The sequence below is a fragment of the Micromonospora sp. NPDC007271 genome (assembly GCF_040634005.1).
In the GTDB taxonomy this organism is placed as follows: domain Bacteria; phylum Actinomycetota; class Actinomycetes; order Mycobacteriales; family Micromonosporaceae; genus Micromonospora.
In genome coordinates this window covers 17,878-40,223 of sequence record NZ_JBEYER010000002.1, presented here as the reverse complement: position 1 = coordinate 40,223, position 22,346 = coordinate 17,878, and the positions used below count along the sequence as shown (strand labels likewise).

General features: G+C 69.6%; 28 protein-coding genes and 2 pseudogenes. 19 read left to right on the top strand and 11 right to left on the bottom strand.

Annotation, left to right across the window (positions count from 1 at the left end; all coding sequences use genetic code 11):
* Positions 1-62: 62 nt before the first annotated feature.
* The 3 genes from ABZ570_RS01165 to ABZ570_RS01155 form a co-directional block, all read right to left on the bottom strand.
* Entirely contained in the window at positions 63-737 is a 675-nt protein-coding gene (locus ABZ570_RS01165; protein ID WP_358055411.1) for a 50S ribosomal protein L11 methyltransferase, read from the bottom strand.
* A gap of 43 nt (positions 738-780) precedes the next feature.
* The gene (locus ABZ570_RS01160) at positions 781-1,806 is read right to left on the bottom strand and encodes an acyl-CoA desaturase (RefSeq protein WP_358055408.1); all 1,026 of its coding nucleotides are present in this window, start codon (positions 1,804-1,806) and stop codon (positions 781-783) included.
* 84 nt (positions 1,807-1,890) lie between these two features.
* Entirely contained in the window at positions 1,891-2,094 is a 204-nt protein-coding gene (locus tag ABZ570_RS01155) for a cold-shock protein (RefSeq protein WP_358055406.1), read from the bottom strand.
* A 674-nt stretch (positions 2,095-2,768) separates the two neighbouring features.
* Here ABZ570_RS01155 and ABZ570_RS01150 point away from each other — a divergent pair.
* From ABZ570_RS01150 to ABZ570_RS01130, 5 genes are all read left to right on the top strand, one after another.
* Complete coding sequence (locus ABZ570_RS01150) at positions 2,769-3,932, top strand: low temperature requirement protein A (protein ID WP_358055404.1); 1,164 nt, start codon at positions 2,769-2,771, stop codon at positions 3,930-3,932.
* Between the two features lie 834 nt (positions 3,933-4,766).
* Complete coding sequence (locus ABZ570_RS01145; protein ID WP_358055402.1) at positions 4,767-5,603, top strand: DUF5994 family protein; 837 nt, start codon at positions 4,767-4,769, stop codon at positions 5,601-5,603.
* A 301-nt stretch (positions 5,604-5,904) separates the two neighbouring features.
* Positions 5,905-6,093, top strand: coding sequence for a hypothetical protein (locus ABZ570_RS01140; RefSeq protein ID WP_358055400.1), 189 nt, complete (start codon positions 5,905-5,907; stop codon positions 6,091-6,093).
* 661 nt (positions 6,094-6,754) lie between these two features.
* Positions 6,755-6,937: a hypothetical protein gene (locus ABZ570_RS01135; protein WP_358055398.1), complete on the top strand. Its 183-nt coding sequence runs from the start codon at positions 6,755-6,757 to the stop codon at positions 6,935-6,937.
* A gap of 14 nt (positions 6,938-6,951) precedes the next feature.
* The gene (locus ABZ570_RS01130; protein WP_358055396.1) at positions 6,952-7,104 is read left to right on the top strand and encodes a VOC family protein; all 153 of its coding nucleotides are present in this window, start codon (positions 6,952-6,954) and stop codon (positions 7,102-7,104) included.
* A 194-nt stretch (positions 7,105-7,298) separates the two neighbouring features.
* Here ABZ570_RS01130 and ABZ570_RS01125 read toward each other — a convergent pair whose 3' ends face one another.
* Together ABZ570_RS01125 and ABZ570_RS01120 are read right to left on the bottom strand one after the other, a co-directional pair.
* Positions 7,299-7,871: a GNAT family protein gene (locus ABZ570_RS01125; RefSeq protein ID WP_358055394.1), complete on the bottom strand. Its 573-nt coding sequence runs from the start codon at positions 7,869-7,871 to the stop codon at positions 7,299-7,301.
* Positions 7,872-8,123: 252 nt separating this feature from the next.
* The gene (locus ABZ570_RS01120; RefSeq protein ID WP_358055392.1) at positions 8,124-9,080 is read right to left on the bottom strand and encodes a sulfotransferase; all 957 of its coding nucleotides are present in this window, start codon (positions 9,078-9,080) and stop codon (positions 8,124-8,126) included.
* A 448-nt stretch (positions 9,081-9,528) separates the two neighbouring features.
* On the opposite strand from ABZ570_RS01120, the gene ABZ570_RS01115 reads away from it, so the two are divergent.
* The 4 genes from ABZ570_RS01115 to ABZ570_RS01100 all read left to right on the top strand — a co-directional run bounded on the left by ABZ570_RS01115 (position 9,529) and on the right by ABZ570_RS01100 (position 13,028).
* On the top strand, positions 9,529-9,777 hold the full coding sequence (locus ABZ570_RS01115; protein ID WP_358055390.1) for a hypothetical protein: 249 nt from the start codon (positions 9,529-9,531) through the stop codon (positions 9,775-9,777).
* A 715-nt stretch (positions 9,778-10,492) separates the two neighbouring features.
* On the top strand, positions 10,493-10,885 hold the full coding sequence (locus tag ABZ570_RS01110) for an SCO5389 family protein (RefSeq protein ID WP_358055388.1): 393 nt from the start codon (positions 10,493-10,495) through the stop codon (positions 10,883-10,885).
* Complete coding sequence (locus ABZ570_RS01105; protein WP_358055386.1) at positions 10,875-11,912, top strand: LLM class flavin-dependent oxidoreductase; 1,038 nt, start codon at positions 10,875-10,877, stop codon at positions 11,910-11,912. The genes ABZ570_RS01110 and ABZ570_RS01105 overlap by 11 nt, the downstream gene beginning before the upstream one ends.
* Before the next feature lie 129 nt (positions 11,913-12,041).
* The gene (locus ABZ570_RS01100; protein ID WP_358055384.1) at positions 12,042-13,028 is read left to right on the top strand and encodes an ATP-binding protein; all 987 of its coding nucleotides are present in this window, start codon (positions 12,042-12,044) and stop codon (positions 13,026-13,028) included.
* A gap of 14 nt (positions 13,029-13,042) precedes the next feature.
* Here ABZ570_RS01100 and ABZ570_RS01095 read toward each other — a convergent pair whose 3' ends face one another.
* Positions 13,043-13,435: a transcriptional repressor gene (locus ABZ570_RS01095; RefSeq protein WP_358055382.1), complete on the bottom strand. Its 393-nt coding sequence runs from the start codon at positions 13,433-13,435 to the stop codon at positions 13,043-13,045.
* Between the two features lie 299 nt (positions 13,436-13,734).
* Here ABZ570_RS01095 and ABZ570_RS01090 point away from each other — a divergent pair, with 299 nt between their 5' ends.
* The 10 genes and pseudogenes from ABZ570_RS01090 to ABZ570_RS01045 all read left to right on the top strand — a co-directional run bounded on the left by ABZ570_RS01090 (position 13,735) and on the right by ABZ570_RS01045 (position 20,700).
* On the top strand, positions 13,735-14,115 hold the full coding sequence (locus ABZ570_RS01090) for a hypothetical protein (RefSeq protein WP_358055379.1): 381 nt from the start codon (positions 13,735-13,737) through the stop codon (positions 14,113-14,115).
* A gap of 104 nt (positions 14,116-14,219) precedes the next feature.
* Positions 14,220-14,552 carry a MarR family winged helix-turn-helix transcriptional regulator gene (locus tag ABZ570_RS01085; protein WP_358055377.1) on the top strand — a complete coding sequence of 111 codons (333 nt, stop codon included), beginning with the start codon at positions 14,220-14,222 and terminating at the stop codon, positions 14,550-14,552.
* Positions 14,549-14,945, top strand: a pseudogene (locus ABZ570_RS01080) (leucine zipper domain-containing protein); the annotation flags it as partial. The gene ABZ570_RS01085 and the pseudogene ABZ570_RS01080, both read left to right, overlap by 4 nt.
* 176 nt (positions 14,946-15,121) lie before the next feature.
* On the top strand, positions 15,122-16,183 hold the full coding sequence (locus tag ABZ570_RS01075; protein WP_358055376.1) for a permease: 1,062 nt from the start codon (positions 15,122-15,124) through the stop codon (positions 16,181-16,183).
* Entirely contained in the window at positions 16,180-16,902 is a 723-nt protein-coding gene (locus ABZ570_RS01070; RefSeq protein WP_358055374.1) for a TIGR03943 family protein, read from the top strand. Before ABZ570_RS01075 ends, ABZ570_RS01070 begins: the two co-directional genes overlap by 4 nt.
* A 102-nt stretch (positions 16,903-17,004) precedes the next feature.
* Positions 17,005-17,955, top strand: a complete 951-nt coding sequence (locus ABZ570_RS01065; protein WP_358055372.1) for a metal ABC transporter substrate-binding protein — start codon at positions 17,005-17,007, stop codon at positions 17,953-17,955.
* Complete coding sequence (locus ABZ570_RS01060; protein WP_358055370.1) at positions 17,948-18,718, top strand: ATP-binding cassette domain-containing protein; 771 nt, start codon at positions 17,948-17,950, stop codon at positions 18,716-18,718. The genes ABZ570_RS01065 and ABZ570_RS01060 overlap by 8 nt, the downstream gene beginning before the upstream one ends.
* A 4-nt stretch (positions 18,719-18,722) precedes the next feature.
* The gene (locus tag ABZ570_RS01055) at positions 18,723-19,592 is read left to right on the top strand and encodes a metal ABC transporter permease (protein WP_358055368.1); all 870 of its coding nucleotides are present in this window, start codon (positions 18,723-18,725) and stop codon (positions 19,590-19,592) included.
* On the top strand, positions 19,589-20,419 hold the full coding sequence (locus ABZ570_RS01050) for a metal ABC transporter permease (protein ID WP_358055366.1): 831 nt from the start codon (positions 19,589-19,591) through the stop codon (positions 20,417-20,419). The genes ABZ570_RS01055 and ABZ570_RS01050 overlap by 4 nt, the downstream gene beginning before the upstream one ends.
* A complete protein-coding gene (locus tag ABZ570_RS01045) occupies positions 20,416-20,700 on the top strand; it encodes a metalloregulator ArsR/SmtB family transcription factor (protein WP_358055363.1) in 285 nt (94 codons plus the stop codon). The genes ABZ570_RS01050 and ABZ570_RS01045 overlap by 4 nt, the downstream gene beginning before the upstream one ends.
* Before the next feature lie 118 nt (positions 20,701-20,818).
* Here the strand turns inward: ABZ570_RS01045 and ABZ570_RS01040 are convergent.
* The 5 genes and pseudogenes from ABZ570_RS01040 to rpmB form a co-directional block, all read right to left on the bottom strand.
* A pseudogene (locus ABZ570_RS01040) lies at positions 20,819-21,010 on the bottom strand (zinc ribbon domain-containing protein); the annotation flags it as partial.
* A gap of 12 nt (positions 21,011-21,022) precedes the next feature.
* Positions 21,023-21,202 (bottom strand): transposase, encoded by a 180-nt coding sequence (locus ABZ570_RS01035; RefSeq protein WP_358055699.1) that lies wholly within the window; start codon positions 21,200-21,202, stop codon positions 21,023-21,025.
* 229 nt (positions 21,203-21,431) lie between these two features.
* Positions 21,432-21,737 (bottom strand): 30S ribosomal protein S14, encoded by a 306-nt coding sequence (rpsN, locus tag ABZ570_RS01030; protein WP_358055361.1) that lies wholly within the window; start codon positions 21,735-21,737, stop codon positions 21,432-21,434.
* 1 nt (position 21,738) lies between these two features.
* Entirely contained in the window at positions 21,739-21,906 is a 168-nt protein-coding gene (gene rpmG, locus ABZ570_RS01025; RefSeq protein WP_013287204.1) for a 50S ribosomal protein L33, read from the bottom strand.
* Complete coding sequence (gene rpmB / locus ABZ570_RS01020; RefSeq protein WP_358055358.1) at positions 21,906-22,142, bottom strand: 50S ribosomal protein L28; 237 nt, start codon at positions 22,140-22,142, stop codon at positions 21,906-21,908. Before rpmB ends, rpmG begins: the two co-directional genes overlap by 1 nt.
* Positions 22,143-22,346: the final 204 nt, after the last annotated feature.

Below are 22,346 nucleotides of genomic sequence, written 5' to 3'. Positions count from 1 at the left end.
ATCAGGGAGGCCGTACTCCTCGAACGTCACGCGCGCCCCCGGAGGTCCACCATCGCTGAGCGCTACCCGGCGGGGCCGAGCACCGAAACCTCGGTGAGCTCGGCGTCCTCGGCGGCGCCCAAGCCGCGTACCCGGTAGCTGGTCAGTACCTTCAGCCAATCCTCGGGCAGGTGCCCGCGGCCGGGATCACCGACAAGGACACGCGCGCCGCGGTCGGCGGCGCGGCGTAGGAACCCCAGCATCCGCGCGGCCAGCTGAGGGGCGTAGAAGGCGTCGCCAGCGAGGATCACGTCGGCGAGGCCGCCGTCGCCGTCGAGTAGATCGCCCTCGTTCACCGCCACGCTGACCGCGTTGGCGGTGGCGTTCATCGCGACGGCCGCCAGCGCGTACGGGTCGATGTCGTTGGCGGTCACCTCGGCGGCGCCCGCCTTGGCCGCGGCGATGGCGACCAGGCCGGAGCCGGACGCCACGTCGAGCACCCGCCGGCCGGCCACCACCTGCGGATGGTCCAGGACGTACCGGGCGAGGGCCTGGCCACCGGCCCAGGCGTTCGCCCAGAACGGCGTGAGCCCCGGCCCTACCCGCGCCTCCAACCTGGCCCGCAACACGATCGCGTCATCGGCCAGGTGCAGGCGGACCTCCGGTACGAACGGAAGATGCGCCAGGCGCAGTCCGTCGAACCCGTCGGCACGGAAAGCGACGAACGGCTCGAGCAGGGCACCGGTCGGCGTAGGCAAGACATGCTCCGTTCATGAACGGTCCCCTGTCAGGTGACCGGTTTCAGGCGCCCGCCGGGCAGGGAGTACGTCCGACCCCGTGCAGGTGGCGCAGCGCTTGGGCGTACGACTCGAAAAGGCCCGTCTGACAGTACGCAAGTCCCTGCCGGCGGCAGAACGACTCGACGATCGTCTGCGCGCGGCGCAGGTTCGACCGGGGCATGCTGGGAAACAGATGATGCTCGATCTGGTAGTTCAGGCCGCCGAGCATGAAGTCGGTCAGCCAATGGCCGCGTACGTTCCGCGTGGTGACCACCTGGCGGCGCAGGAAGTCGGTTCGGTCACCGGCGGCGAGGATCACCATGCCCTTGTGGTTCGGCGCGAAGCTGCACCCAAGGTAGAGCCCGAACAGCCCCTGCTGGACGAGGATGAACGCCACCGCGCGGACCGGCGAAAGTACCAGGAATACCGCGCCGAGGTAACCGACCACGTGGCTGGTGAACAGCACCGACTCCCACGCGCGGGGCCGTCCGGCGCGGCGCAGCAGGGCGCGCACGCTGTTCACGTGCAGACTGAGGCCCTCCAGCAGGAGCAGCGGAAAAAAGAAGAACGCCTGGTAGCGGTACGCGAACGCGGCAACGCGCCCCCGGTTGCCGGCCTGGCGGGAGGTGAATGCGAGCGCGGCGATCCTGAGGTCCGGATCGGCGTCGTCGGTGTTCGGGTGGGCGTGGTGCCGGTTGTGCTTGTCCACCCACCAGCCGTAGCTCAGCCCGATGGCCAGGTTGCCGTGCAGCAGCCCGACCACGTAGTTCGCCCGCCGGGACACGAAGATCTGCTGGTGGCCGGCATCGTGGCCGAGGAATCCGAGTTGGGTGAAGACGAACGCGAGGAAGCCCGCGACGATCAGAATCCACCACGAGTCCCCGATGAACCCGAAGGCCGCCCAGCCGGCCACGAACAGCAGACCGGTGATGACGATCTTCCAGATGTAGTACCCGGTGCGGCGCTCCAGCAGTCCGGCGTCACGGATCTGGCGCAGCAGATGTGCGTACGGGCTTCCCGTGCCGGCTCGCGGCGACGCTGTGGACATGGGCGCCTCCTCGCGGCGGGTGCTGCGCCGACGCCAGCCGCGTGCCGACCACCGAGGGGCGGCGGGCACGCGGCCGGCGGTGGTTCAGATGGCGCGGATGTTCGCGGCCTGCGGGCCCTTGGCGCCTTGCGTGATGTCGAACTCGACCCGCTGGTTCTCATCGAGGCTGCGGAAGCCGGTCGAGGCGATCGCCGAGAAGTGGGCGAACAGGTCAGCACCGCCCCCATCCGGGGTGATGAACCCGAAGCCCTTGTCCGCGTTGAACCACTTCACAGTGCCGACAGCCATGTCTTCTCCTTGGAAGGCTGGATTCGGGACCCACACCGTGCGGGCCCCAGCGTCGCGGTGTTGATCGCCCACATCCGGAGATGACCGGAGAACACCAGGCGCGGAGGGATCCGATACCCACCATGCGCTGGCAAAATATTCGGAAAGCAACTGCAACGGGACCCACCGTACCACGCTCGGACAGGGCGCAAGTCGGACTACGTGTTGCTTCCTATCCGCGACGCCCACGCTCTGGTCGCCGGTCGGACCGCCAACGTGGGGTGCACCGAACGCGGCCAACAGCCGCGACGCGCACCGTCCTGCCGCTGATCCCGGCGGTCGTCTTCCTGGCGCCTACCCCGCCGCTGCGGACCCTGATCGCCTCACCGCTGCTCGCGCCACCAGTGTCGTACGCCCTTCGGCGCGGCCACACTGAGCCGCCGCCCTCAGCAGCGGCTGGCCTCAACGTGGTGCAGGGCGGGGATGGCCCCGGGGTCGCCCGACGGGGCAGCAGCGGAGTGTCGTTCTTGGGTACTCGGCGGTCCAGTCCTGAATACGATTGGACCGAAGGGGGCGAATTGTCAGATCATGATCGTGTCTAGGGGCAGCCAGGCGGCCGAGCATGAAGGCGAGCCGCCGATTGCCGGTGGCCGACGATTCACCAGATCAGGCGGCCCATGACGAACGACCGCGCGGTGGGGCTCACCCGCCAGTCCAGGGGACCGCAACGAGCAACCCTGTTGGAACTGTTCCTCGATCTGGTCTTCGTTGCCGCGCTCGCCCTGGCCTCGCAGAAGCTGGCCGCTGATCTGACCTGGCCCGGCGCTTTTCAAACCCTGGTCCTGCTGATGGCACTCTGGTGGGTCTGGTCGGTCACCACGCTCACGACCGACCTCTACCTACCGCATCGACCACCGATCTACGTCATGACCATCTCGGTCATGTTCGGCACCATGCTGATGGCAGCCGCGCTGCCCGCGGCCTTCACCCGCGACGCCGTGGTCTTCGCCGGCGCCTACGTAGCGATCCACCTCGGCCGCAATCTCTTCCTGGCGCCCGCCTTACAGGAGCCGCAGGCACGTCGACACGCCGCGCGATTCCTCTTCTGGTTCTCCGTCTCGGCCGTGCCATGGCTCGTCGGAGTCACCGTGGCAGGCACCGCGCGTGGAGCGCTGTGGACCGCGGCCCTCGCCCTGGATTACGGGGCGGCCTGGCTCCGCTACCCCACACCCCGGCTCGGTAGGGTACCCGGGTCGGAGTACAGGCTAGCGGCCGAACACCTGGCCGAGCGCTACCAACAGTTCTTCACTCTCGCCCTCGGCGACCTCATCCTGCTCCCCACCCTGATATACGCCGGCGGCGGATTCGCACTCGACCGGACCGTCGCGTTCGTGCTCACGTTCGTCACCACCGTGCTGCTGTGGCAGATCTACCGCCAACGCGCCGGGGCCCTGCTCCAGGCAGCCATCGAGTCCTCCCGTGACCCGGGACGGCTCGTGCGGTCAGCGCCCTACACCCACCTGATCATGGTGGCCGGCGTCGTCGTCGCCGCAGCCGGAGCCGAAACCATCATCCGTCATCCCAGCGGCGACACCACCTTCGGGCTCGTCGCCGTCATTCTCGGCGGGCCCGCGTTGTTCCTGGCCGGCCGAGCCCGATTCGAATACGAGGTATTCAGCCGGGTCTCCCCATCCCGGCTGGTCGCACTGCTCGTGCTGGCCGTCGCCGCACCGGTGATGGTGTACGTCCCACCGCTGGGGGCCGCCATCCTCGCGAACCTGGTCCTGGCCGGCGTAGCCACTGCGGACATCCTTCGCGCCCATGGACGCCCGCCCGAAGCACCCTCCCCCGCCTTCTAGCCCTTGTCCGCGCCACGGCCGTCCAGACGGCTCTGGGCCGACCCGCGCCGCCGGGGCGCCGCACCGCCACCTCGTCGAGCACGGGGAGTTCGCGGCGCGCCTGGCCGAGGTGTACGGCGCCGACGTGTCCAAGCAGCATCACCGACAAGGTCCTCGAGGGGATGGCCGAGTAGCAGAATCGGCCCTCGATCCCGTCTATCCAGTCGTTTTCATCGATGCTCTGGCCGGCGCCTTCGTAGCCTGAGTCGGCCAGGGTCGGCAGCCGCAGTTCGGAGGCCGCCAGTTGAGGTGGCCAGCGGCCGAGATGACCCCACATCAACCCGGCCATCTCGCGCGGCTGCACGTCGTCGGGCGGGCACCGACCACGGACCGTTCGGGGTGAGCCTCGGCCCCTATTGCGGCGTCACCGATCTGACCGGCCCGGACAGGCGTAGGATGGGGCCATCCCGGAATCGACGACATCCCACTCCTGAGGTGCCCGCCACGCCGGCTCCCCCGAGGGGATGCCATGTTCGTACCCGAAGCACCCGATCCGCAGCGGGCCCGACCGACCTCCCGCCGTCGGAGCATGGGGAAACACTTCCCCCTCCCACCGGGCCGGGTGCCGTTGACGCGCGCCGGCGCGACCCGGATCGGCGTCGCACCACGGCAAGCCGCTCGCGATCGTCGCCATGGTGGTCCGCACTGCCCACATCACCCAGCTGCAGCGCCGCCACTGAGCGGGACAACCGCCGACCCGGCCGGACGGGTCGGCGAACGGCGCCGACCCGGCGGATGGCGCGACTCCGCGCACGACCCACCGCTACGCCGCGGTCACGGCGATAAGGATCCAACATGACGCCATCGACCAACGCCCTCGCTCCCCCATCGCCGCCGTCGGCGCCGCGCCTGCGGATCGGACCGACCCGGTCCGCGCGCACGCTACTCGACGGCGGCTGGTGGCCCCGCTCGACAGATCCGCTCGCGGAGTTGCCCGGCCTCGTCCTCGCCATCGACCTGCTGCACGGGCCGATCGTCCGGCTGCTTCTCAACACCGAGACCTGGGACGGCAACCCACGCCGCCTGATCGTCGGCGGCAGGGAACTGCGGTTGGGCTACTTCACCAGTCAGCCCGCCAGCCTGCTGACCGCCATCTGCCTCAACGAGGATCGGGTCGACCTGCTGGTCGTCCCGCCGGGCACCCCGGTCGACCTGGCCGAGGCGGCGATGGCGCGCGCCGCCACCGCCGGCAACACGGTCCAAACTCCGCAACTGCTCACCGTCGCCGCGCACGATCTCCGAGCCGACGGCCGACAGCGCGGGCTGGCGCACCTGGGAGAGGGTGGCGGCCGTCTCCGCACCGCCTCCGGCGACCCTGCCGCGGTCGCTTCCCGCACAGCCGACGCTGGACCCGCCGGACACCCTGCACCAACGGAACCGGCACCCGCGCCGACAGCACCTGCGCCGAGGCAGCGAAGGACCGGCAATCTTCCCACCATCGCCACCGAGGAGCAGATCATGACAATCGCCCGGCACACGATCGTCTCCGCGCTGCGTCGGCGCGGCCAGCACACCAGGGCCGACTGGGTCGAGCGGGAGCTGCCGGAGCAGGTCGACACCACCCGGCACGCCGGGCTGCTCGCGACCCTGCGTCTCGACCCCGCCGAACTCGGCGAGTCGACAGCTCCGTGAGAGTAGCCCTGCTGGGACCGGTGGCCTGGCGGCCCGCCGCCGCGCCACTACGGCCCGCAGGACAGGTGACCGGCCTCCGGGCCGAGGGCTCGTCGCGGGGGGCGATCGTCCGGGTCCACGCCGGCCGCACCAGCCCGCACCGTTCGTCGATATCGTTGCCCGCGTTGGCGAGATCCAGCGCACGCCTGGAGCAGCGCCCCGCCGCGCCGACCGGTGCCTGACGAGCGACGTCATCCCGGTCGCCGGGACCGAACTGCCTTCATGTCCGAACCGAGCAGCAGGACTTACGGAGACAACCCCCATGCGCTACCTCAGCGACGTCAACCTGCGCGCCGTACTCAACGTCCTCATCGGCAGATCCGGTGGCACTGTGGAGATCAGCAACGAAGAACTGTACGACGCGATGCTGCCAGACCACAGCCACGGCGAACGTGTGCTCATCGAGGAAACGGAGACCGGCCTCCGACTGTCCATCGTTGCTCGCCCGTAGGCCGGGCCGCGAAACGTCAAAGCCGCCAGGTCCCCGGACCGCGCGTCGCCGAATAGTCGACGAGCACTATCTCCAGTTCGCCGCCATACTGACCGCAGAACCTGCGGATTTCGCGCGACCGGTGAGCCCGCCTGGCGACTCTCGGTTAGAGTACACGGACAACGCCGTGCGCGCGAACAATAATACCGAACCCGCCAGGCCACGGAACAATTGCCGAGCCCAGTGCCAATTCGACGTCGACCTGGGCTCAACATCAGACGGTCCTTTTTGTAACTACACCCTCGCATTCCCTGAACGATCACAACACCGGCGCGGGAGACCGCTTCGCGCCGCCGGCGGCGGACTGTACAAATAGCGGCTGATGGACCGATCAACAGGGCCCCGGCAAAGTCGTCAGGTGATGCCGAGGGCGGGACTGGCCGATGCCTCGATCCGACCGCCAGCGACAGCCGGGAGTAGAAAGCGCGGGCGGCGGCGATGACGTGCTCGCCAGCGTGCCGGCCGTTGCGGCTGTTGCGCCTTGACCTTGCCGTGGCGATGACACGGCCATCGATGCTGACTGCGTAGCTGCCGCCGGCATCGGAGACCGGTGCCCGCCCGCATCGGCGGCATAGCCACCGTCGGGTCTCCAGCGAACCGGCTGCGGCCACCAAAATCGGGCATGACGATTCGCCGTGCCGTGCCCGACATCACCACCGCCGGCCCGGTCGCGAGCAGCGGCTTCTACCAGCTTTTGGGCTGCGGCTTCCGCGAGGAGATGAACCTGGGCTGGGTGGTCAACTTGGTCTCATCGGCCAACCCCACCGCCCAGGTCATCCTGATCACCACGATGCGGCCTCCGTAAACCCGGACCTCAGCGTGGAGGTCGATGACGTCGACGCCGCCTACGAGGCGGTACGCGCGACAGGCGCAGAGATTGTGCACCCGATCACCGACGAGCCGTGCGGCGTCCGGCGCTTCTTCGTCCGCCACCTGGACGGCAAGGTGGTCAACGTCGTCAGCCACCGCTGACCGGCAGAAGGGCCAACGGCCTACCGTCCCGACAAGCCCCCTTGAGTCTGGCGAGCTCGTGACTCGTGCGGAGCGTGACGTCTCCGCCGGTCAATGAGCCCTGGAAGCGGCATGAGAGTGCCCCGTGCCGGCCCCTCGGCGCGGCGAAGCGAAGCACCCGGGTGCCGGGCGACGTCTCGCGAGGGAGCGAGGACTCAGCGGGCGGGGACCGGCTCGGTCGACGGCCGCCACTCCCGCCTGATCAGCCCGTAGACCCACGAGTCAGAGACCTCGCCGTTCACGACACAGTCTTCCCGCAACGTCCCTTCGCGCACGAAGCCGAGCTTCTCCAGCACGCGGGCTGATGCCACGTTGCGGGTATCGGTCTCAGCCTGGACGCGATTCAGGTCCAGCGTGTCGAATGCCCACCGCAGCAAAGCGCGGGCGGCCTCCGTCGCGTAGCCGTGGCCCCACACTGCATCGTCGAAGCAGTAGCCCAGCGACGCGCTGCGGTAGTCCGGATTCCACCGGGTCAGACTGCACCAGCCGATGAACGCCCCGTCGGAGACACGATCCACGGCCAGCCGCACCCCGGTGCCCCCCTCTGCCATCTGCCGGCAAGCCGTGATGAACCGCTCGGCGCGCACGCGTTCGCTCCACGGCGGCGCGTCCCAGAAGCGCAGCACGTAGGCATTGCTGTGCAGCGCGAAGAGGTCGTTCGAATCCGTGTCGTTAAAGGGACGCAGTCGAAGGCGTGCGGTGTGCAGCGTGGGGGTGGGCAGCGACATGCCCGTCATGTTCCCTCCCGTGAATGGTGGCCGATCAACGGCTACGTCCGCGCGTTCTGCACAGGGATCACGATCACTCTCCGTGACGCCCGCTCGGCGGCAGAAGCGTGCACCTGTCCATGAGCGCGGGGCTCAGAAATAAGGCCGGAAGCGAAGAACGAGTGGTCTGCAATGCGGTTCGGCTAAAGCAGCTTCCTCCTACGGGTGTTCGAGGGCGCGACGTGGCGTCGTCAAGGTGGAGAGCCAGAGCCGTCACTCATATCCCATGGCCGGGATGACGTCGCCGAGTGTTTCTTCGATGAACTCGCGGGTTTCGTCGTCGAATTGGTCGTTGCGGTTCGCCAGCTTGTGCGACCGAAACGTTGAGGGAGTAACAAAGTCGTCGACATCGAGCCGTTCGAACAGGGCGCGGCGCTGCCCGGGCCAGTCGGCTGCGAGATCTTCTGCTTTCACCTCGATGTATCGCCTGCCCGTCAGGTCGACCGTGTTCTTCCAGGTGAGCCAGCGGTGGTAGACCGGCTTGAGGTAGGCGAGCGTGCCGTCGACGGTGGGCGGTGCCCATGGCTGGGCCAGGTGGGATGCGAGCACTGAGACCGGGTGGCGCTTGATGTGCACGATGGTCGCTTCGGGGACGAGTTCCCACAGGAAGTCCATGCACAGCAGGTTGAACGGTGTCTTCTCGCACCAGGTCGGCTTGCCCGCATCGGCGGCTGCTCCGCCGAACGTCGTGTCGATCAGGCCACGGAGGATCCCGAGCAGTTCGCACCGATCGCCGAAATACCTCGGGAGTACCCGCCGGCGGCTCGACGGCTCGAAGGGCCCGGCAGGCCGGCCAGCGTTTCCGAAGCCTTCCGCCGGCGCAGGTTCGTCGAATGTGTACGCGACCAGCTGCGGCCAGAGCTGTTGCACCGCGTCCCGGTAGCGGCGCTCGCCGACCAGCTCGGGAACGGTTTTGCCGCGATCGTCGCGCCGGCCGGGCACTCGTACGGTGAGGAAGTCGCTCAGCCGGTGCAGGGCGTCCTCACCGACGGTGGGGTCGTATCGATCGCTGAGCGCGTCGGCCAGGTCCCGCAGGCCACCCGGGTCGATGAGAAACCGGGTCTCCATGGGAATCCGATGGATCAGCGGATGTTCGCCGATGATATCGGCGATCCGTGACGTTCCCGAACGACCCGTACCCGCAACGAAGATCGGTGAGGGGGAAGGCATGGCGAGTAGCCAAGCTCTCGGACCGGCGCCTGTGCAAGCCATTTATGGCCGACCCCGATGCGCGGCATGACGGGGACGATCGATTACGCCGGGACAGGTCCATGACGAGGATCGACACGGTCCACGAGCCGCCCTGGCGAATCTCCCGAGCGAGGCCGTCGAGATCTGCCGCCTTGTCCACGACCTCGTCATCCAGCCCACTGACGCGAAGGGCCTGGGCGTCCCCGACGAGCGGCTCGCCGAGAACCGGCTCCGTCCCGTCGGCGGCCTGATCGGTGCCCTACTGGCCCTCGACCCGGCACCGCTGACCGCCGCACGCGACCCCGATCGGCGGGTGATCGGCACCTGCCGCACTTCGCCATGCTCAGCTGTGCCCTGCTGCGCTACCGCGGATTCGCGGCCCGGGCCCGCTGCGGCTTCGCCACGTATTTCCAACCCGGACAAGGGCGTGGACCACTGGATCACCGAGTACCGGCACGACGGCCGCTGGATGCGGATCGACTCCGAGAGTCTGGGCGGTTCCCTCGTGGCGAAACCCGAAGACCTCGCCGCTGGCGAGTTCCTCACCGGCGGCGAGGCGTGGAGCCTACCGCGCTCCTGCAGTGACGCCCGGGGCAGCTTGCTCTTGCAATGCCGCCACGGTGCGCTGATCTCGGCAGTTCCGGATGCCGTGGCCACGCAGACCGCGGCGAGGTGACGTGGCGCCGACGTGGGCTGATCCAGCCTCGTCCATCACGCCAAGACGTACATGGCGGCGCCCGTGGCGGTCATCGGATGCGCTCGACCGGCCGCCCGAAACGCCTGCGGCCGGTGGGCCATGCCAGCAGCGGGCCGGTAGGCAGGTCGGCGTTGAACGACTCCTGCTCGCCGCCCGTACCGAAGGAGTTCACGAGATCCCTCGGGATGGCCCGGCCGGTCGTCCCCGTGCTCAGCCGACGGCAACGGGCGGCAACGGTGACGGGCCGCCGCGTCGCCTCAGGGATCTACTACCGGAGCTACCAGCTCCACACGCGATCCCTGCGATGACAGCCGATTTCATCTTTGGTGCCTGACATCCGATATCGCGGCGGGCGGCTGCACGGTCACACCGGTGAAGAGGCAAACGGGGGCAGAGAGGCGCGGCCGACGTGCGCCCTGGGTGAGCGACGCCGGCCGGGTCCGCCTCACCTGAGGTACGTACCCCCTACCTCGCGGACGAGATCACGATAATGAATTCCGATTCGAATGTCACCGAACGTGCGGCAGCGGCTTGCATCGGTCCGCACTAGCGACGCGCCCGCCCGAGCAACGACGACCAGCAGTGGCCACCTGGGCCGGGATAGGTGTCGAGTGTTGACGTGGGGCTGGTGACGTGATGTGCTCGGAGCGTAACGCTAACGGCAATCATGGTCGTTAAGGCCCTGAGGAGGACCATGTCTCTCACCGTGCCGCCTGCCCTGCTCGAAGCCGCCGAGACCGGCCCCGTGGACGACGACGCCTTCGTCGCCTGCGTCCGGGACTCCCTTCCGTACGCCTGGAACACCGTCAGCCGCGTGGTCGCCGACCTGGAAACGTCTGACACCGAATTCGCCGACAACGTGGTACCGCCACCCACCGAGGCGGAGCGCGGGCAGCTGCTGCGCGCGCTGGCCAGCGACGCCATCCGGGCGAGCCTGGAGCGCCACTTCGGGGTGAAGCTGGCGTTCCAGAACTGCCACCGGGTGGCAGCGTTCCGGCTGGGCGCCGTGGACTCCGACACGTACCGCAGGTTCATCTCGACCCGGGGACAACTGCTCAACCAGTCGCCAGAGCTGCGTGACTGCTGAACCGCCCGACACCTCGCGGCCCGGTGAGCAGGTCCAATGGCACCTGTTCCTGCTTGCCGGGCACCGCGCGGGCGGCACGCACGCGCAGGCCTTGGCGGACGCGTACCGCTACGGGCTGGCCGCGGAGGCCGCAGGCTACGCCGGCGTCTGGGTCGCCGAGCACCATTTCATCTCCTACGGCGTGTGCCCGTCGGCTATCACCTTCGCCGCGCACCTGCTCGGGGCGACCCGCCGCATCACCGTCGGCACCGCCGCCTGCGTGCTGTCGGTCCGACACCCGGTGAGCCTGGCGGAGGAAGCGGTGCTGCTCGACGAGCTGTCCGGGGGCCGGTTTCGATTGGGGGTCGCCCGCGGCGGGCCGTGGGTCGACCTCGAGGTTTTCGGCACCGGCCTGGATCGCTACGCGAACGGCTTCGCCGACGCGGTGGAGATCGTGCTGCGGTGGTTGTCCGGCGCGGCGCAGGTCGCCGGCAACGGAAGCTTTCCCTTCCGGCCGGTGCAGGTGGTGCCCCGACCCCGTCGACAGGTGCCGACGTGGGTCGCGGCCACCTCGCTCGCCACCGTGGACCTCGCCGCCCGCCACGGCCTCCCGCTGTTGCTCGGGCTGCATGCCGACCTGGCGGAGAAGCGGTCGTTGCTCGACCGGTACGCGCAGGTCGCCGCCGCGCACGGCCACGACAGCACGCAGGTGCCGCATGCCAGCGCCCATCTGGCGCACGTCGAGGACACCGACGCGGATGCAGCTCGGACGGTGCGAGAGCGGCTGCCGGAGTTGCTGGCCGGCACCAGGGAGTACGTCCGTCTCGACGGCGCCGCGGCCGGCCCGCCCGACATCGACGCGTACGTCCGGCGTCTGGTCGCCCTGCACCCGGTCGGGTCGCCGCAGCGGTGCCAGGCGGCCGTCGACGCGGCCGCGGCACTTCCCGGTGTGCGGCATCTGCTGTTTCTGGCCGAGGTGACCGGGGACCGCGCGACGACCCTGCGCACCATACGGCGGCTCAGCGGGGAGGTGTTGCGCCGAAGGTAGTGGCGACCAAGACGTGCGTGGTCTGCCCGATGGCGATTCGTTGCGGCGAGTCGCCCGGATACCGCCCGGCAGGCCCGAGCCATCGCGTACGGTCCCGCTCATGGAAATGGTTTCCAATAGAGTGGGAGGGTGTCAGCGGTGAAGGTCGCGTTCGTGGGCAAGGGCGGCAGCGGCAAGACAACTCTCGCCGCGCTCTTCGCCCGGCATCTCGCCGGCCAGGGCCTGCCGGTGCTGGCCATCGACGCCGACATCAACCAGCATCTCGCTGCCGCCCTCGGCGGCGTTGCGGACGCGCCGCCGCCGATAAAGCCGCTCGGTGAACACCTGCCGGCCATCAAGGACTACCTGCGCGGCGCCAACCCCCGCATCACCAGTGCGGATCGAATGGTCAAGACAACTCCGCCGGGACGCGGCTCACGGCTGCTGCGGGTGATCGAGGACAACCCGATCTACGCCGCCTGCGTGCGGGATGTCGGTGGAGTGCGGTTGGCGGTCACCGGCGAGTTCGCCGCCGAGGATCTCGGCGTGGCCTGCTACCACTCGAAGGTGGGAGCGGTGGAGCTGCTGCTCAACCACCTGCTCGACGGGCCCGGCGAATACGTGGTGGTGGACATGACCGCGGGCGCGGACTCGTTCGCCTCCGGGCTGTTCACCCGCTTCGACCGCACAGTGCTGGTGTGCGAGCCGACCGTGCGCAGCGTCGGGGTCTACCGGCAGTACGCCGGCTACGCCCGTGACTACGGCGTGGCGCTGTCGGTGGTCGGGAACAAGGTCGAGGACGCCGGCGACATGGAGTTCCTCCGCGAGCACGTCGGCGGCGACCTGTTGACCTGGTTCAGCAGATCCGGTTACGTGCGGCGGGCGGAGCGGGGCACGGTCGGCCCGCTGGCCGAGCTGGAGCCCGCCAACCAGGCCGCCGTCGCCAAGCTCGTGGAGGCGGTGGACGACACCGTGCAGGACTGGACGGCCTTCACGCGGTGGGCGCATGAGTTCCACCGGCGCAACGCCGCCGCGTGGGCCAACGAGCGCGCTGGGGCGGACCTCACCGATCAGATCGACCCGGAGTTCCGGATGGGACCGCAGACGGTCGGCGAGCCCGCGGTGGTGGGCCGCTGATCGAGAGCCGCCGGTCAGGCGGCGCACTTGTCGCAGGTGCCGAAGATCTCCAGGGTGTGACCGACGTCGGTAAAACCGTGCTGGCTGGCAACCTGGTCGGCCCACCGCTCCACGGCCGGGCCGGCGACCTCGACCGCGCGGCCGCACTCCCGGCACACCAGGTGATGGTGGTGCCGGCTCTGGCTGCACCGCCGGTACAGGTACTCCCCGCCCGGCAGCCGCGTCGAGTCGATCTCGCCGCTGTCGACCAGCATCTGCAGCGTCCGGTAAACCGTGGTCAGGCCGACCCGCGCCTTGCGGTCGACGAGCATCTGGTGCAGCTGCTGCGCGCTGTGAAAGCCCTCCACCTCGCGCAGCAGCGCCAGCACCTCGGCACGCTGCCGAGTGTTGCGGGTCCCTGTGGGCATTGCCTCGGTCACCGTCCGCCGTCTCCGCTCGTCGCGGCGCCTGTCTCGACGCCCGAATCCCTGTCCTCCCGTGACGCTGGTGGTCACGTGATACCGGAACCCATTATGCATTGCGCATATGTCCACACCTCGGGTCGTCACCGCCCGGCGCGCGTTTCAGCGAATGAAGGAGTCTTGGGTGCGACTCCAGGCGGTTGGCGAGGCGCCCGCCTGGATGCAGGTCGACGGCTAGGTGTTGCTGGCCAGGAGGTTGTTGACGCTCCGGCAGAAACATATGCGTTTCGCATACACTCCGGTTCATGGAGTCGAAACTGGAAGATGCCATCAACGAGTGGCATGCCAGCGTGAACGCTGGTGATCTCCCCCGTTCGGCGGCGGCAGTCGGTGATCCGGTCGTCGTCCTCGGCCCGAAGGGCGCGGGTCCGATCACGCCGGATCAGTTCGCGGACTGGGTGGATCGTTCGGGGATCCGGCTCGTGCCGCGCTCATGGCACCCGATCAGCGAGCGGCTCATGGTGGTCGAGGAAGACGCGACCTGGCCCGACAACCGGACTCCCACTCGCGTGGCGACGGTGTTCCGCGTCGTGGGCGCGAAGGTCACGGCCGCGCTGCGGCTGCCGGATCTGAAATCGGCCCTCGAGCTGGCCTACATCTGCCGCGAAATGGCCGCGACCGAATGAGCACGGCGGGGCCGGGGCAGCTCCTGTTCGGTTTCGTGCGGCATTGGTCACGTCGGGCGACCACGGGGGGCGCTTCTATTGCGGAGCAGGGGAGGCTCGTACTGGTGACTGAGGCAGTTGCCGCTCTGGTTGGCCGCTACGAGCCCGCGACGGTGAACGCCGTCGCTGACGAGATCGGCATCGACCAGAGCGGCGCATCCCGCCTGATCAAGAGCGCGGTCGACGTCGGCTACCTGACGATGACGACGGCACCGTCGGATGGTCGCAGACGCGAAGTGTCCGTCACGTCCGCCGGGCGCACCGCGCTACGGCAGGCCCACGCATGGCAGGAGGAGATCTTTGCCGAGCTGACCGCGGGATGGAGCCAGCAACGACGTGACGATTTCCAGAGCGCGATGGCCGACCTCATCGCCCGGTCTTACGCGATCGGCGCATGAGCCACGCCAATGCACCGTTGACCGTCGAGGGACGGCGTCGCCTTGTCGAACCCCTGTCGCACGCGCCCGATCGCGCACGTCGGCGCGGAAATGGGGATCTCACGCGCGACGGCGTCGAAGTGGCTGAACCGATACGAGCAGTTTGGCGACCTCGGCCTGCAAGACCGTTCGTCGACGCCGCTGCGCCAACCCACTGCGACGGATGGCGCGGTGATCGCTCAGATCGAGTGGGTGCGCCGCGAGTACAAATGGTCGGCGGCACCCATCCAGTTCGAACTCACCCAGAAAGGCGTCGCGATCAGTCGTCGTACGATCTCGCGCGTCCTGCTGCAACTTGGCCTGAACAAGCGCAGGTTCATCGACCCGAACGGTGTCACGAACCGAGAGCCGCGCTGCCGGCCGGCAGCGGTTCGGCGGGCTCAACCTGATCACCGACGAAGGCGGGATCATGGGCCGCGGTGCAATCGGCGCTGTGAACACGTCCCCATTCGCAATGCCCATCCCCGGGGCTCCCCAGAGGACGGGCATCACCCGTTTCGGACGGTGTGTGACTGGACGATCACAGTAAGATGCGATGGTCGATCGGAGAGGTGATCCACCTGAGCACGACTGACCCAGCAGCCCCCGTCACGCCGACCGTCCCGGCCGGCGCAGACCTCCAGCCCGGCACCCCCGCCAGAGAACGGGCGGTCGGCTCGACCGAGGTGCTGTGCTTCCTGCTCATCCTCATCGGCATCCTGCACCGACCGATCGGCGCGCTGATGGCGGACCCGCGCCTGCAGACCTGGCTGACCGTCTTCGTGTCGGTGATGGTGCAGGCGGCGCCGTTCCTCGTCTTCGGGGTGGTCCTGTCCGCCGTGATCGCGGTGTTCGTACCCCGTTCGTTCTGGGCCCGGGCCCTGCCCCGCCACCCGGCGCTCGCCGTGCCGGTCGCCGGCATGGCGGGCGTGGTACTACCCGGTTGCGAGTGCGGTTCGGTGCCCATCGCCGGGTCGCTGATCCGCCGCGGCGTCACCCCCGCCGCGGCGCTGGCGTTCCTGCTCGCCGCGCCGGCGATCAACCCGATCGTGCTCACCGCCACCGCAGTCGCCTTCCCCCGCAACCCGGAGATGGTCGCCGCCCGAGGCGGCGCCAGTCTGGTGGTCGCCCTGCTGATGGGATGGTTGTGGCTGCGGCTGGGCCGCACCGAGTGGATCCGCCTGCCGCATCGGGCGCACCTCGACGGGCTGCCCCGGATGGCGGCGTTCTGGGCGGCCTGCCGGCACGACATCATCCACGCCGGCGGTTTCCTCGTCTTCGGCGCAATGGCCGCGGCCACCATCAACGTCGCCATGCCGCAGCAGCTCCTGCACGACCTGGCCGCCCGACCGCTGCTGTCGGTGCTCGCGCTGGCGGCGCTGGCCGTGCTGCTGTCGATCTGCTCGGAGGCGGACGCGTTCGTCGCCGCGTCGCTGTCCCAGTTCTCCCTGACCGCCCGGCTGGCCTTCCTCGTGGTCGGCCCGATGGTCGACCTGAAACTCCTGTCCATGCAGGCCGGCATCTTCGGCCGGCGATTCGCCGCCCGGTTCGCGCCGGCCACCTTCGCCCTCGCCGTGCTCGTCGCGGCCGGCGTCGGGACGGTGATCTGGTGAGTCGCGGAACCCAAGCAGTGGTGCTCGCCTTCCTCGGTGGCGCGATCCTGCGCGCCAGCATCACCGACCTGTACCTGCGCTACGTCAAACAGGGACTGCGACCGTTCCTCATCGCCGCCGGAACGCTGCTGGTCATCACCGCGATCGTGGCACTCCTGCAGGAGCTGCGACAGCTCAACCGGACCGAGGCCGGGCCGGACGACGACGGACACGGGCACGGCAGCTCGGGACCGGCCGTCGGGTGGTTGCTGCTGCTGCCGGCGCTCGCCCTGCTCTTCGTCGTCCCGCCGGCACTCGGCGCCGACACCGCCGCACGCGCCGGCTCCGCCCTGACCGACAACCGGGACGTCGCCTACCCGCCCCTGCCGCCCGGCGACCCGGCCGAGCTCACCCTCCTCGACTACGGCTACCGGGCCGTCTATGACCACGGCCGGACCCTGCAGGACCGGCGCATCCAGCTGACCGGCTTCCTCGCCCCCGGGCCGGACCGGCAGCCCATGCTCGCCCGCATCGTGCTGTCCTGCTGCGCCGCCGACGGCGTCCCCATCAAGATCGGCCTGCGTGGCCAGGTTCCGCAGGCGCCGGCGAACACCTGGGTACGGGCCACCGGCCGGTGGATTCCGCACACCGCCAAGGACCCGGTCAACGACGCCGATGTTCCCTATTTCCAGGTGGAGGACTGGCAACACATCCCCGCACCCGCCGAGCCGTACGAGTAGAACCGGCGATGGTTGCACGGGTGCTGATATGAGCACCTGACAGTTGGACGGACTTATTGAAAATGGCTACCGTTCCGCTCATCCCACGAGCAAGGAGCGGTAGTGAACCTGTCCATCCGTACGCTCGGCACCGTCCTGGCGATAGCGACGATCGGCGCCGCCGCCGGCTGCGGTGCCGACACCGACACCGGCACCGCGACCGCGGCGAAGAACGGCACCATCGCCGTGGTCGCCACGACGCCCGAGGTCGCCGACTTCACGCGCAACGTCGGCGGCGACGCCGTCAGCGTCACCCAGATCATCAAGCCGAACGTCGACCCCCACGACTACGAGCCCACCCCCGCCGACCTCCAGGCGATCGGGGCCGCCAAGCTCGTCATCAAGAACGGCGTCGGACTCGAGGAATGGCTCGACGACACCATCTCCGCGGCCGGCTTCAAGGGCACCGTCGTCGACACCTCGGAGGGAGTGGCGCTGCGCAAGGGCGACCCCGGCGACGAAGAGACGAAGGACGGCGACCCGCACATCTGGCACAACCCCCGCAACGCCAAGATCATGGCGGAGAACATCGAGAAGGCCCTCGTCACCGCCGACCCCAGCCACGCCGACGCCTACCGCGCCAACTTCCAGGCGTACGCGGCAAAGCTGGACAAGCTCGACGCGGACAACGAGCGCAAGTTCGCCGCCCTGCCGGCGGACGCCCGCAAGCTGGTCACCAACCACGACGCGTTCGGCTACTACATCGACCGCTACCAGCTGCAGTTCATCGGCGCGGTGATCCCCAGCCTGGACACCAGCGCCGAACTGTCCGCCACCCAGATCAACGACCTGGTGGCGAAGATCAAGGCCACCGGCACGAAGGCGATCTTCAGCGAGAGTTCCCTGCCGCCCAAGGCCGCCGAGGCGATCGCACGCCAGGCAGGCGTGAAGGTGGTCGGCGGGGAGGATGCCCTCTACGGCGACAGCCTCGGCCCCGAAGGCACCCCCCAGGGCACCTACCTGGGCGCCGAGGAACACAACACCGACACCATCGTGGCAGCCCTCGGTGGCTGAGCCCACCGCAGCGCCGGTAGCCGACTCCGCCCTGCACCTCGCGCAGGCCGACGTCGGCTACCGGCACCGCGCCGTCCTCACCGACGTGAATCTCACGGTGGCGCCCGGCCAGATCGTCGCCCTCGTCGGCGCCAACGGCGCCGGCAAGTCCACCCTCATCAAGGCCGTCGTCGGGCTCGCCGACATCCTCGCCGGCACGATCACCGTCGCCGGACGGCCGGCGCGGCAGGCCCGAGGCGCAGCCGCCTACGTGCCGCAGGTCGACACCCTCGACGCGGACTTCCCCGTCACCGCCGCCGACGTCGTGCTCATGGGCCGCTACCGGCCCACCCGCTGGCTACGGCAGATCCGCGCGGCCGACCGCGCCGTCGCCGCGGACGCGCTGGAGCGAGTCGGGCTGGCCGACCGCGCGCGCACCCGCTTCGGGCTGCTGTCCGGAGGCCAACGTCAGCGGGTCCTGCTCGCCCGTGCCATCGCCGCCCAGGCCGGACTGATGCTCATGGACGAGCCCTTCAACGGTCTCGACACCACCAGCCAGGACGTCATCGTGACGCAACTGCGGGACCTCGCCGCGGCCGGCACCGCCGTTTTGCTCAGCACCCACGACCTGCGGCTGGCCCGCGACCTCGCCGACACCGCCTGCCTCATCAACGGCGGCCGCGCCGTCACCGGCCCCACCGAACAGATCCTCGCGGAGCTGCCCGGCGCCTACGGCTACGGCAGCCAGGCCGCCGACCTGCACGCCGCGCGGCCCGGACGGTGACGCCATGAGTGGTCTCGTCGCGCCGTTCAGCGTGCCGTTCATGGGCCGCGCCCTCGCCGAGCTGCTCCTGCTCGCCGTGGTGTGCGGGCCGGTCAGCGTGCTGGTCTTCCTGCGCCGGATTGCCTTCGTCGCCGACGCGCTGACCCACACCGTCTTCCCCGGCGTGGTCATCGGATTCCTCGTCGCCGGCTGGACCGGCATCGCCGGCGGCGCACTCGTCGCCGCCCTACTGACCGCGGTCGCGCTCACCGTGCTCACCCGCTGGGGGCGGCTCAGTGACGACACCACGGTGGCCGTGCTTCTGACCGCCATGTTCTCGCTCGGCGTGGTGCTCGTCTCCCGTCAACACTCCTACACCAGCGACCTGACCGCGTTCCTGTTCGGCCGGCTGCTCACCGTCACCCCCGCTCAGCTCGCGCAGACCGCCGTGCTGGCCGCGATCGTGCTCACCGGCCTCGCCGTCACCGCCCGGCCGCTGATCCTGCGGGCCTTCGACCCCATCGCCGCTGCCACCGCCGGGTACCGCCTCACCCTGCTCGATCTCGGGCTCAACACGGCCGTCGCGCTGGTCGTCGTCGCCGCCGTACAGGCCGTCGGCACCATCCTGGTGATCGCCCTGCTCATCGTGCCGGCCGCCACCGCGCGCCTGCTGACCGACCGACTCACCGCCATGGCCGTGATCGCCACCGCCGTCACCGGCCTCGCCGCCTACCTGGGCCTGCTGGCCAGCTGGACCGCCTCCGTCCGATACGGTCTCCGGCTCACCTCCGCCGCCGCGGTGGTGCTCACCCTCGTGGCCTGCTACGTTCTCGCCCTGCTCGCCGCTCACCTCCGCCGCCGGCCGCACCCGCCCGCTGCGACGGTGACCCGGTGAGCTGGCTGCTGCAGGACACCTTCGGCCGCGCCCTGGTCCAAGCCGTCGCCGTCGGGGTGCTCACCGGACTGGTCGGCGTGCACGTCGTGCTGCGCCGGCTGTCGTTCTTCACCATGACCATGGCCCACGCCACGTTCCCCGGCGTGGTCGCCGCGTCCGTCCTCGGCATCAACATCTACCTCGGCGGCGTGGTCGCCGGGGTGCTGACCGCCGCCGCCGTCGCCGCGCTGGCACGTACCCGCGGCCAAGAGGCCACCGCCGCGACCGGCGTCATCCTCTCCGCCGGCTTCGCGCTCGGCGTCGCGCTGGTCGCCACCCAGAACGGTTTCAGCCGGGACCTGTCCGCCTTCCTCGTCGGCTCGATCCTCACCGTCACCACCGAGAACCTGGTCGTGACCGTCGTCCTGCTGGCGGTCACGGCGGTCGCGCTCGCCGTCGGCGGCCGGCACCTGCTGTACGTCGGTTTCGATCCCGCCGGCGCCCGCGCCGCCGGATACCGCGTTCGGCTGCTCGACCTCGCTCTCCTGCTGCTGGTCGACCTCGTCGTCGTCGCGATCGTGCCCGCCGTCGGCACCATCCTCGCCCTGGCACTGATCGTCGCCCCCGCCGCGGCCGCCCGCGCCTGGACCGACCGTCTCGCCCCCATGACCGCTCTCGCCGCCACGCTCGGTGCCGGCAGCGCCGCCGCGGGACTGTGGCTCTCCCGGCTCTGGGATGTCGCTGCCGGTGGCAGCATCTCGCTGACCGCCGCCACCGTCCTGCTCGGGTCGCTGGCGGCGCACCGCCTGCGCGACGGGTTCCGCACGATCTTCCTCACCGCGCCGTGACCGCCGAACCCGCCTCGATCGAGGAAATCAGCGAGCTGCTACGCACCATCGCCCACCCGGCACGCATCCGCATCCTGCAGCAGCTCACGCGAGCCGACGCGTGCGTCACCGAACTCTCCGACGCACTGCAGCTACCGGCCCCGCACGTGTCGCACCAGCTTCGGCACCTGCGCCACGCCCGCCTCGTCCGCCGCTACCGCCAGCAGGGCCGGATGCAATACGCGCTCACCAGCGTCCGCGCCGTCTCTCTCGTCCTGGCCGTGCTCAAGCACTGCAGTTGACATCCTCCCGGCCCTGAGGAGCCGGGGTCACGGTCGCCCGTGAGGTTTCCTGTTTCATGGCCGATTGCCTTGCCGGGAGGATTTTCCCTCCGGGTCTTACGTCAGCTCCCCAGGCGTTTTACCTCTCCGCCAGCCCGGCGGCGAGGACGTTCTTGGCGGCGTTGATGTCCCGGTCGGGATCAACCCCGCAACCCGGGCACGTCCAGGCGCGAACGTTGAGGGCGAGGGTGGTGTTGATCCGCCCGCACCCGGAGCAGGTCTTCGACGACGGGTACCACCGGTCGACGGGGATCACCTCACGCCCGTACCACTGGGCTTTGTACTACAGCATGCTGCGGAGCTGACTCCAACTCGCGTCGGAGATGACGCGGGCCAGGCGGCGGTTGCGGAGCATGTTGCGCACGCTGAGGTCTTCGATCGCGACCGTTTGGGTCTCACGGACGAGTCGAGTGGTCACCTTGTGCAGATGGTCCAGACGCCGATCGGCGATACGGGCATGAATGCGCGCCCGCGCCGATACCGGCGCGGGCGCTCACAAGGGCCGGCGACAGCACCACCCTTCCGGCGGCCAAGACTGCCGCCGGCGCGAACACCACGCCGGCGGCCCTCCTCCCAGTCGATGAGATCCGTCCGTGTCTCGCAGGCCTACGGCCTGGTCATTCCTCGTCTTGCACTCGCAGCAAGTTTCGCCGACGTCGTCGATTCGGACGTCAGCGCGGCGGGTGGCGTCATCACCAGGACGCCTTGCGGATCCCCGGCAGCTCGCCCCGCAGCGCCATCTCCCGGAACCGCACCCGCGACAATCCGAAGCGGGTCAGCACACCTCGCGGCCGGCCGTCGACGACGTCCCGGTTGCGCAACCGCACGGGGCTGGAGTCCCGGGGCAGCTGCGCCAGTTGGCGGACGGCGTCGTCCCGCACCGCCGGGTCGGTGTCCGGGTGGGCGATGATCCGCTTCAGCTCGGCGCGGCGCTGCGCATGGCGAGTGACCAGGTCGGCGCGGCGGGCCTGTCGGTTGGCGAGGCTCTTGCGGGCCATGTCAGCGCGCCTCCCGGAACTCGACGTGCCGGCGGACGACCGGGTCGTACTTGCGCAGCACCAGCCGGTCGGGGTCGTTGCGGCGGTTCTTGCGGGTGACGTACGTGTAGCCGGTGCCGGCTGTGCTGCGCAGCCGGACGATCGGGCGGACGTCGGTCTGCCGGGCCATCAGACCGTCACCCCCCGGGCACGCAGCTCCGCGACGACCTTTTCGATGCCCTTGCGGTCCACGGTCTTCAGCGCCTTGGCGGTCAGCGTCAGGCGGACCCAGCGCTGCTCCGAGGGCAGCCAGTAGCGGTGGTTCTGCAGGTTGGGGTTCCACCGGCGGCGGGTGCGCCGGTGGGAATGGGACACGGCGTTGCCGAAGCTCGGCTTCGCGCCGGTGACATCACAGCGACGGGACACAGGTACTCCTCAAGGCTTACCGTAACGACAATGGTTTTCATTCTTACCGTGGCTGATCGGCGGTCTCCACTCGGGGTCCCCAACGACCTTGACCGCACAGACGAGCCGAGGCGTCACGTCCATGCCGCCCAGTCGCCGGGACGTGACACCCGCACCGCGACCCCCACGCCACCGGCGCCGCCAGGCCGCCCTGACGCTTTCGTG